The 10268-nt window shown below is 73.6% G+C and carries 7 protein-coding genes; 5 read left to right on the top strand and 2 right to left on the bottom strand.

What is annotated here, in order from left to right:
- Window positions 1–665: 665 nt before the first annotated feature.
- Window positions 666–3005 (top strand): LuxR C-terminal-related transcriptional regulator, encoded by a 2340-nt coding sequence (locus ACZ38L_RS36800; protein WP_465701945.1) that lies wholly within the window; start codon window positions 666–668, stop codon window positions 3003–3005.
- A 130-nt stretch (window positions 3006–3135) separates the two neighbouring features.
- Here ACZ38L_RS36800 and ACZ38L_RS36795 read toward each other — a convergent pair whose 3' ends face one another.
- Window positions 3136–3309, bottom strand: coding sequence for a hypothetical protein (locus ACZ38L_RS36795; RefSeq protein ID WP_465701943.1), 174 nt, complete (start codon window positions 3307–3309; stop codon window positions 3136–3138).
- 212 nt (window positions 3310–3521) lie between these two features.
- On the opposite strand from ACZ38L_RS36795, the gene lxmK reads away from it, so the two are divergent.
- The 4 genes from lxmK to ACZ38L_RS36775 all read left to right on the top strand — a co-directional run bounded on the left by lxmK (window position 3522) and on the right by ACZ38L_RS36775 (window position 8670).
- Window positions 3522–4643 (top strand): class V lanthionine synthetase subunit LxmK, encoded by a 1122-nt coding sequence (lxmK, locus tag ACZ38L_RS36790; protein WP_465701941.1) that lies wholly within the window; start codon window positions 3522–3524, stop codon window positions 4641–4643.
- The gene (locus ACZ38L_RS36785; RefSeq protein ID WP_465701939.1) at window positions 4643–5617 is read left to right on the top strand and encodes a T3SS effector HopA1 family protein; all 975 of its coding nucleotides are present in this window, start codon (window positions 4643–4645) and stop codon (window positions 5615–5617) included. Before lxmK ends, ACZ38L_RS36785 begins: the two co-directional genes overlap by 1 nt.
- A gap of 128 nt (window positions 5618–5745) precedes the next feature.
- Window positions 5746–6711: an LLM class flavin-dependent oxidoreductase gene (locus ACZ38L_RS36780; protein ID WP_465701937.1), complete on the top strand. Its 966-nt coding sequence runs from the start codon at window positions 5746–5748 to the stop codon at window positions 6709–6711.
- 165 nt (window positions 6712–6876) lie between these two features.
- Window positions 6877–8670, top strand: coding sequence for an ABC transporter ATP-binding protein (locus ACZ38L_RS36775; RefSeq protein ID WP_465701935.1), 1794 nt, complete (start codon window positions 6877–6879; stop codon window positions 8668–8670).
- Between the two features lie 406 nt (window positions 8671–9076).
- Here ACZ38L_RS36775 and ACZ38L_RS36770 read toward each other — a convergent pair whose 3' ends face one another.
- Window positions 9077–10204: an MFS transporter gene (locus ACZ38L_RS36770; protein ID WP_465701947.1), complete on the bottom strand. Its 1128-nt coding sequence runs from the start codon at window positions 10202–10204 to the stop codon at window positions 9077–9079.
- Between the last annotated feature and the right edge of the window lie 64 nt (window positions 10205–10268).

The raw sequence follows: 10268 nt of genomic DNA, 5'->3' as shown, positions 1-10268 counted from the left end.
GCAGTACCGCACGGAGCTGCTCAACGGCTTCATCCGCGAGACCGGCCTGATCTTCACCTCGCCCTGACATCACCCCGAACCGCAAGCCTCAGTACCGAAGCCTTGCACGGAGCGACCTGGCAGTGAGGTAGTGCACCCAGCAATGGCTGGAATTTGACCAGGACCCATCATCGGGAGTGCGCGGTGCACAACCTTCTGGGTCCGCCCCTCGGTCCGGAACGCGGCGGACCCGCCGACAGCAGACACCCCATCAGTCGCTCGCGGCCACGCCCGCGGGGTCACGACACTGGGGTCGACTGGCCGCAGACGGTGGGCAAGTGGCTTCGCCCCTCCGCACAGACCAGCACGATCCGGCACCGCTGGGCCAGCGCCTGCGCGGACGTCGCCCGCCGAGACCAGCGCACCAGAGTCTCGCGCTTGTCATCGGTCAATATCAGCTCGGCCATCAGCCGTCCCATGCGCGCCCTGCCGACAAGACTGCACATATTCATCGAACTTCAGGCGCGGGATACGGGGAAAGTGCTGGCGGATTCGTCATGGACACGGCGCGTTAGCTGAAGTGAATGGTGGTCATCTTTGCTTCAATATCAGTTGACATGCCCTGGTGTGAGCACGCATGCTGACTGCCACTTGGACCGGAGCTGACCGACTGTCTCGGAGTCTTCATGACCCACACGCCTGATTCGCCGCCGGTGCAGCACCTCCCGCGCCCGAGCGTCCACGGGGAGTCCGGTGAATTCGGCGAACTCGTCGGACGTGACACGGAGATCGCCGATCTTCTAGGGCTGCTGAGCGCTGACGGTACGCCGGGCGTCCTCCTCTACGGTCCGCCCGGAGTCGGCAAGAGCCGGCTCGCGGAGGCGGTCGCCACCGCCCACCACGGGCGGACCGGCACCCCGCCCGCCGTCCTCGACGGGCTGGAGGCCTGGGAGCCGGAGCGTCGGCGTGCCGCCCTGGCCGAGGCCGCGGCGAGCGGGCGGCGCGTGCTGGCCACCGCGCGGACCCGGCAGGCCGCGCGGGGCCTGACTCCCTACGAGGTCGGGCCGTTGCGCGTGCCCTACGACTGCTCCGCGCTCGACCTCGACGAGTTGGCGGCCGTCCCGGCCGTGGAGCTCTACCTGGACCGGTTAGCCGCGGTCAACCCTGACATCCGGCTCGACCGGCACAACCAGTACGCCATCGCGCGCACCTGCGCCGATCTGCGGGGGATGCCCGACGCGCTCTGCCGGGTCGCCCGGGTCGCCGCCGTGGAAGGGCCCGAGGTGGTCGCGGCCGCCGTGGCACGGGCCGACGCGGGCGCTCCGGCCGGTCCCGCCAGTCTGGCAAGTTCGGCCGGTCCGGCAAGTGCGAGCGGTTCCACAGGCCCCGGCGGAGCCTTCGACGCCGCCGCCGCGAGCCCCCGACGCCAGCCCGGGCCGGGGCCGCTGGAGCGGCGGTTGCTCGCGCACGCCCGCCTGTTCAGCGGGGGCTGCGGTTCGGAGGCGCTGCGCGAGGTCGCCCAGGTGGCCCCGGAGGAGTTCGCCGGCGCAGTGGCGAGCCTGGTCAGCCGGCGCCTGCTGCTGCTGTCGGCCCAGCCGTCGGGGCTGCTCGGTGGACTGTCCCGGGTGCGGCTTCACCTGCCGTGGGGCGCCGGCGACATCGGGCCCGAACCGGGAGCCGACCGGCGCGCGGCCCGGCTTGCCCACGCCCGCTACTACGCCCTGCTGGCCCGGGCGGCCAGCAGGCGGCTGGTCGAGGGCGGGGGCGGTGGCCAGGGATCGGGCGTGGCGGCCTGGCACAGCGAGGAGCGCAACATCCGGGTCGCGCTCGACACCCTGCTCGCCGAGGGCCAGGTCGCGCAGGCCCTGGACCTGGCCGAGGACGCCTTCGCCTACGGCCGCGTGACCGGTGTGTTCGTGCCGCGGCCGGCGCAGCTGACCGCGGCGCACTCTGCCGCGGCGCCGGAGGACCTGAGCCGCTCGGCCCTGCTGCTGGCCGAGTCCCTGCTGCGGGTGGGCGAGCACCGGGCGGCGGCCCCCCTGCTGGCGCGGGCCGGGGACGCGCGGCCGGAGCAGGACGGGCAGGAGCAGAACCGGCAGGCCGTGCGCCGGCTGTGGTTGCGCGGCGTCGCCGACTTCCGGAACGACCCGTGCGGCGCCACCGAGGTGCTGACCAGGGCCGCCGAGGGCGGCACGGCCGCCGGTCATCGGCACGAGGCCGATCGGATCTCGCTGGACGCGGCGCTGGCGGAGCTCCTCCGGGGCCGGGTGGCGGCCGCCGCCGACCTGGCCGCGAGGACGCTCTCCAGCGCGCTGGGCCGGCAGGACGCCCTGGTCGCGGGCAGCGCGCTGCTGCACCTCGGCGTCGTCGCGGCCGTCGAAGGTGACCCGGTGGCCGCCCAGGACTTCCAGCGGCAGGCGATGGCACAGCTGCGCGCCGCCGGCGCGCCGGCCGTCCTCGGCGCCCACCTCGCCATCGCGGGCAACTCTCTGCTGCCGTGCGGCGACGCACGCACGGCCGCCGTGGTCGCCGTGCTGGCCGGGTTCCGGACCCATCGCGGGCAGCTGCTCGGTGAGCCCACCGAGCCCTGCTTCACGGTCGGCCGGATCGAGGAGCACCTGCGGCCGCTGCTGGGCGAGGAGGACTTCCTGGCCGCGCTGCGACAGGGGGCGGGGACCCCGTTCGACGGGATGGTGGAGAGATTGGCGGTCGCGTACCGCCCGCGCGCGGACGCCCGCCCGGCGGCCGGCACCGTCGCGGTGGCCGGCGCCGCCGCCGGCGGCGAACCCTACGGCGGCGTCGTTCTGACGCCTCGGCAGGCAGAAATCAGCCTGCTGGTCGCCGATGGCCTGAGCAATCGTCAGATCGCCCGGCGCCTGGAGATCTCGGAGTGGACCGTCGTGAACCACCTGCGCGAGATCATGAAGCGGCTCGGCTGTTCCTCGCGGGTCCACGTGGTCCGCTGGGTGCACGCCACGCCGCGTCCCCTGCCGGCCATGGCGCTGGCCGGACCCGCGCGCCCCTGACGCCTCTCGGTCCGGACCCGACACCCGTGCGGGCCCGGAGCGGCACCGGTGTGCCGTTCCGGGCCTGCACGGAGACCAGCCGACCGACCTCCCGCGGCGCCTGCCCGAGCGCTGCACGAGGCCGCGGCTGTCACTTCTGGTGACGCTGGTGCCAGATGCTGTACATGATGAGGCTGACGGACACGGCCGGCGAGAGAATCGACTCGGTGGTCGCCTGTGTGGTGATGTCCACCGCCTTCACCGCGGAGTTCGGGGTGGTGTAGGCGGCGTAACCGCCCATCAGCTCTTCTTCGCGTTCGCGCATGACGAGGTTCCTCCATGGAGAGATTGGGACGGGAGGGTGCCCCGGCGATCCGGTGGACGTCCTGCGGACCTCCGCCGGGATCCCGGTGGGCTGAATTCAACCGGCCGGCCCGAACCCGCCGCCATGGCAAGGACGTGCTACCCCGGCCCGGGGTGGACGGGCGAATTCCTGCCGGTGGTCGCCCGCGGACCGGACTGCCTACGGTGACCGGCATGGCAGCAGTGACGAGCTCGGTTCGGACCAAGCAACCCCCCGGCGCGGTCGAGCCGACCCCCCTCGACGAGGTACCCGAAGTGCGCGCCGCGCTGGCCCGGTTGGGCCTCGGGCCGCTCTTGGCGGACGGGCTGGTGGGTCATCCCGGGCGCAACGACAACTGGGGTGGAACCACCGGGGACGGCCGCGAGGTCTTCGTCAAGCGCCTCAACGGGGATGACCGGGACGAGGCCCTCGCCCGCTTCGACCGCCTGAGCGCCTGCCAGGAGCTGCTCTCCCGCGCGGACGGGCTCAGCTGGCGGACGCCGCGGCTGATCGGTGCCGACCGGGAAGCCCTGGTGCTGGTCTACGAGCGGATCCCGGAGGCGGTCGCCGGACACCGGCTGGCCGACGGCGGCGAGTTCGACGAGAACCTCGCCCACCGCGCCGGCCGCGCCGTGGCCGAACTGCACGGACTCGAGCGGCAGTTGCCCGACCCGTCGGAAACGCCCGAGACCTTCTCGCGGCTGATCGCCCTGCCCCTGGAGCAGTACGTCACGGGAACCGCCGCCGAACTCGAGGTGTGGGGGCTGTTGCAGCGCGACCGCAAGCTGGGCGCGGCTCTGGACACCTTGCGCGGGCTGTCCGCAGAAGCACCCCGGGTGCCCGGACACGGCGATCTCCGGCTGGACCAGTTCCTGCTCTGCGACGGGGAGTTGTACCTCACCGACTGGGAGGAGTTCGGGCCCGACGACGGGGCGCGCGACGTCGGCGGCTTCGTCGGTGAGTGGCTGCATCGCTCGGCCTGGCGGATGTTCACCGAACTCGATTCCGAGGCCGCGGGCCGGGCCGGCGACGCCCATGGCTCCATCGTCCGCAGCGGTACGGCCCAACTGGCCGCCGTGCGACCGCAGATCAGCGCGTTCTGGCGCGGCTACCGGCAGACCCGGACCGAACTCGACCCCCGGTTCGCCGAACGCGTGGTCGCGTTCGCCGGCTGGCACCTGTACGAACGCGTGCTGGCGGCGGCCGCCCACGCGCCCGCGCTCACCGCCGTGCACCGCGGGATCGCCGGCGTGGGACGGTCCGCGGTGCTCCGCCCGGCCGCCTTCGTCGAGACCGTCGGACTGGTGAGTGAGTGATGACCGTACCCGGATCCGCCCCGCTGCCGGTCGCCCTGCACGCCGCCCTGACCGAACTGACCGTGCACGACGGCGAGCCGGCCGTCTCGATCGGCGGCCGGAAGGTCGCTGCGGGCTCCCGCCAGGAGCTGCGTCGGGCCCTGACCGACGCGCTGTACGAGGAGTGGCACACCGGTGCGGCGCCGCGCGGCGGACCGGGCCGGATGCCCCGGCGCAGCCCCGCCTTCGAAGCGCGGCTGACCGCCGCAACCCCGCACACCGAGTCCCCGACCGACGCCGTGCTCGTCGGCACTCCGGACGGCGGCCGGCTCGTCGCCGAGGTCGGCGCGGTCCGGATCCGGGTGCCCCTCGGCGCCGTGCGCGGTCCGGAACCACTGGTGCCGGGCACGTGGGTGACGCTCGCGCTGCCCGCCGTCCGCCCAGCGCTTTCACCCGGGTTCCTGCTGGTCACCGGGCCGGACGGGCCGCCGCGGGACGCTCGCGAGGTGCTGCGGCTGTACCTGCACGTGGGTCGACCGGAGGACGCGCCGGCGGTGTGGCACGGCGTCCTTCGACAGCTCGCCGCCCTGCGGCTCCCGTACCAGGCGAAGGTGCTGTCCCGGCCGGAGTCCTACCCGAGGCGCGACGCGATCGTCGTTTACCTGGGCGAGCGGGCCGCACCCCTGGTCGGGGCGCTCGCGGACGCGCTGGCCGGTCTGCCCGGGATCGCCCCGGCCACCTCCGTGCTGGCCCGCCGCCTGGCCCCCGGGCTGGCGGCCGCCTGGGACCCGCGCGATCCGCGGCCGGGCGAACCGGAGTTGAGCTTCGGCCGGCACCGCGCCCACGCCGTCGCGGAGGGCGTCCTGCGCCACGCCGCCGATCCCGCCGGTACCGACCTGCCCGGAGCGGTCGCGCGGGCGCTGTGGGAGGCCGGAGCGGACCCCGCGGAACCCGCGCGTAACCTAGCCTCCCCGCCGCTGCCCGGCGACGAGTGAGCGCCCCGAGTCCCGACGTCGACCCCGACGTCGACCCCGCCGACCCTCGACGAACCCCGACGACACCTCGGCCCGGCAGCCGCCCGGCCCGGCCCGAGGAAGCGAGCCGCACCGGTGAGGAAACGAGCATGACCACCGACCGACGCATCTCCGTCCTTTACCCGTTCCTGGTGAGCGACCCCGACGCGCTGCGCCCGCTCGCGGACCTGGTCCGGCGCGGCGCGGCGGACCGGCTGTGGCTGGGGCAGTCATCGCTGGTGGAGAGCCACCAGGTGCTGGCCTTCCTGGCCGGCGCCGGATACCGCATCCCGGTCGGGATCGGCGTGGCGCTCGCCGCGCTGCGCCACCCCTTCGACGCCGCGCTGCAAGCCCGTTCACTGGCACGGCTGACGGGCCGGCCACCGGTGATCGGCTACGGCGCCGCCGAGCCCGGATTCGTCACCGGCCTGCTCGGCGCCCCGTACGCCAAGCCGGCGTCCGCGATGGCGGAGTACATCGGCATCGTCCGGTCCCTGCTGCGGGACGGCTCGGCCCGGCACGCCGGCCCGCTGTTCCACGCCGACCTGGACCTGCCCCCGCTGGACGTGCCGCTGCCGCAGATCGGGGCCGGCGTGCTGCGCCCCGGGATGGCCCGGGCGGCCGGCCGGGTCGCGGACGCGGCGCTCACCTGGATGACACCGGCCCCGTATGTGCGGGACGTTCTGGTCCCCGCCCTGGACGCCGGCGCGGCCGGCACCCGGCCCCGGCCACGGGTGGTGACCTTCGTCCACACTGCCGTGGCGCGCCCGGGGCGCAACCCGATGGTCCTGGCCCAGCACGGCGCGACCGGGCACCTGACCGCCCCGCACTACGCGGACATGCTGCGCCGCGCCGGCCTCGACATCGACCCCCGCGATCCGGTCGCCGGCGCCAGGGAACTGGTCGACGAAGGCGTCTTCGTCCACGGCACGCCCGAGCGGGTGGCCGCCGAGCTGCGGCACTACCTGGAGTCCGGGGTGGACGAGGTGGTCCTCAACCCGGTCGCCGTCGGCCTGGCGCACGGGATCGACGAGGCGTACCGCGACCTGCGCGACATCCTCTCGGCCTGCGCCTGACCCGCCGCCCGGGCCCTGCCTGCCAACCGCCTCACCCGCCAACCCGCCTCACCCGCCAACCCGCCTCACCCGCCAACCGGCCCGACCCGCCGTCCGCGACCCGACCGGCAACCGGTCCGACTCCCCGTCCACGACCGACCGCATCCGCCATCACCTAGGAGTCCGATGCCCACCGCCGCCCGCGGCGCTCGAGGGACGAGCCTCGTCGCCGACCAGCTCCGCCGCCACGGCCTGCGGGCCGGGATCGCCTTCCTGCTGATCCTGGCCTCGTCGGCCGCCACGCTGCTGTTGCCCCTGCAGGTCCGCGACGTGGTGACCGACCTGGGCCGGCACCGCTCCGCGCTCGTGGACGTGCTGGAGTTCGGCGCGCTCGCGGTGGGCGCGGCGGTGACCGCCGCCTGGGGCTCGTTCGTCCTGGAGCAGATCGGCGAGTGGACGATCCTGGAGACCCGCCGGCGCCTGGTGCGCCACAGCCTGCGCCTGCCGCTACTCGACCTGCGCCGGCTGGGCACCGGAGACGTCACCGCGCGGGTCACCACCGATGCGAACCAGCTGCGCTCGGTGGTGGACACGGGCGTCACCACCATGCCTGCCTCGGCCCTCGTGGTGGTGGTCTCGCTGGTCCTCATGGCCATGCTCGACTGGGTGCTGCTGACCATCGTGGCGGTGACCTTCCTGCTGGCGGGCCTGGCGATCGGGGTCTTCGTCCATGGCGTGCGCAGGGGCACCGAGGCCCAGCAGGAGGCCATGGGCGAGCTGTCCCAGCGCCTCACCTCGGCGTTGGCCTCGATCACGATGATCAAGGCCAACCGGGCGGAGGAGCGGATCGGGGAGCACATCGTGGGGGCGGCGGAGGCCGCCGCCCGGGCGTCCGTGGCGGCGGACCGCTCGATGGCCTTCATCAGCCCGCTGATGGGGCTCGGGCAGCAGGTCGCGATCGTCGGCGTGCTGGCCGGCAGCGGCGCCCGGCTGGCGTCCGGCGCGCTGCACCCGGCCGACTTCGTGGCGTTCATGATGTACCTGTTCGAGCTGATCAGCCCGCTCACGGTGCTTGCCGCCGGCCTCGGCCGCCTGCAGGCGGGCCTGGCCGCGAAGACCCGGATCCGCTCCGTCCTGGAGCTGCCCACCGAGGCGCCCGGTCCGGCCGCGGAACCCGTCCCGGCGCCCGGCGCCCCCGTGCTGCGCCTGCACGCCCTGGCCGGCGGATACGGCGACCAACCGGTGCTGCACGATGTGAGCCTGACGATTCCGGCCCGCGGCCTGACCGCGATCGTCGGGCCGTCCGGCGCCGGGAAGTCCACCGTGCTGGGCATGGTGGAACGCCTGCTGCTGCCCGATGAGGGGAGTGTCGAACTGCACGGGACCGACGTCACCGGCTGGCCATTGAGCTCGCTGCGCCGCCGGATCGCCTACGTGGACCAGGCGTTCACCCTGCTCGACGGAACCGTGCGGGAGAACCTGACGCTCGGCTGCGACCGGCCCGTTTCGGACGAGGACCTGCACGGAGCCCTCGCCCAGGTGGGCATGGTGGACTGCGTCCTGGCGCTGCCGCAGGGGCTGGACACCACGATGGGCGCGGAAGTCGACCTCTCCGGCGGTCAGCGCCAGCGCCTGGCCCTCGCCCGGGCGCTGCTGCAGGACGCCGAGGTGCTGCTGCTCGACGAACCGACCTCGCAACTCGACGGTGTCAACGAACAGTTGCTCCGGCAGGCGGTCGACCGGACGGCCCGGGAGCACGCCGTGGTGGTGGTCGCCCACCGGTTGTCCACGGTGCGGCACGCCGACCGGATCGTTTTCCTGCAGGACGGCCGGGTGCGTGGGATGGGGCCGCACGAGGAGCTGCTGGCCGGCTGCGCCGGCTACCGCGAGCTGGTGGCGGGCCAGGCCGGCCGGGCAGAGAGCGAGCCGGGCGGGACCGACCGGGCCGGGACCACCCCAGCTGTCGCGGCGCTGGCGTGACGAGCCTCAGGGCTGCTCGGGGGCGGGTACGGCCCCCGGGACCGCTCAGCGGCCCAGGACGGCACCGCCGTTGAGGCCCGCGCCAGCTCCCGGGTGATCGCCCTGCCGATCCCCGTACCGCTGTCGGACACCACCGCGCGTCGGTCCCGCACCTTGTTCTCCGCTTTCGGCTGCCCGTTCTGGGATGTGACCGCTGAATTAGGAAGAGTTGCGCAGAGAGTATGGACGAGGTCACGGTTCAGGCAGAGCCGGAGGCGCGGATGCGTGCGGGCCGCACAGGTGCCGCCCTCCTGGTCCGAGCCGGAGTCCGCTTCGAACGCGGCCACCTCGTCGATCGCCCCGAGATCCCCGCGACACGAACGGCCTCAAACCGATCCACCGTATTCACGATTGCTCCGGGTGAATGTCAGCCCTGAATCCACCGAACAGGAGACGGAGCGATCTCGGTGTCGTCTGCGGCCTGCTGTGCCGGTGCGGCGGGCTTCGGCACGGACGGTTCGGGCAGGGTCCGGAACAGCAGCCAGGCCAGGGCGGGCATCGCGACCAGTGGGGCCAGGGCCGTTCGCAGGGAGGTCGCGTCGGCGAGAGTGCCGACAAGGGGGCTGGCGACGCCACCGACGCTGACGGCCAGTCCGAGCGTGACACCGCTGGCAGTGCCGACCCGCGTGGGCAGGTAGTCCTGGCCGAGGGTGACCTGCAGTGAGAACGGGATGTAGAGGCCGACCGAGGTCAGGACCACGAACAGGTAGATCGCCGGGCCGGGCACGAACACGATCCCCGCAACGGCGAAGACGGTCATCAGGTACGACCTGCGCACGGCGGTGACCCGGTCCCAGCGGTTGGCCAGGTTACCGCCCAGCACGGTGCCCACCGCGCCCCCGAGGTAGAGCAGGAACAGCGCGGCGGTGCCCGCTGCCGTGCCGCCTCCCGTGCGCTGCCGCGCGTAGAACGAGATGAACGTGCTCAGACCAATGAAAACGATGGACCGGCAGATCACGGCCAGCAAGAGCTTCACGAAGGAGAACGCGTCGTCGGTCCCCCTCCGCACGGCGGCGCCGGGACTGCCGGGTGCCGTCTTCTCCAGTGCGCGCAGAACGGGCAGGCACAGCACACTGCCCGCGAGGGCCGGCACCACGAGAAACGGTGTGAGCCGCAGACCACCGGTGGCGATCACGGCGGAGGCCATGATGGGCGCCAGGGCGAAGCCGATGTTGCCGCCAGCAGAGAACCAGCTCATCGCGGTGTGGCCCCCGTTGCTGGCCGTCCGCGCGACGCGGGCGGACTCGGGGTGATATGCGGCGACCCCGATCCCGGAGACGGCGACGAAGGCCAGCGTGAGCGCGTAGTTGCCGCCGAGGCCGCTCAGGGCGATCCCCACCCCTGCGAGGAGCGTGCTCAGCGGGAGCAACCAGGGCATCGCCCACCGGTCGGTGAACGCACCGAACAGCGGTTGTGCCACCGCGGACAACAACGACGCGGCCAGCACGATGCCCGAGGCGGCGGCGTACTCAGGTTGAACTGACAGTGTCTTCAGGGCTACTGACTGTCCATGATCCCTGCGGTATGCCGTAGGGATGAGGTATGCGCAGGCGGGTGGG

It is taken from the genome of Kitasatospora sp. NPDC024654 (assembly GCF_055559155.1).
Note: the sequence above shows the minus strand (reverse complement) of the source record. Positions and strands in the feature narration are given on the sequence as shown.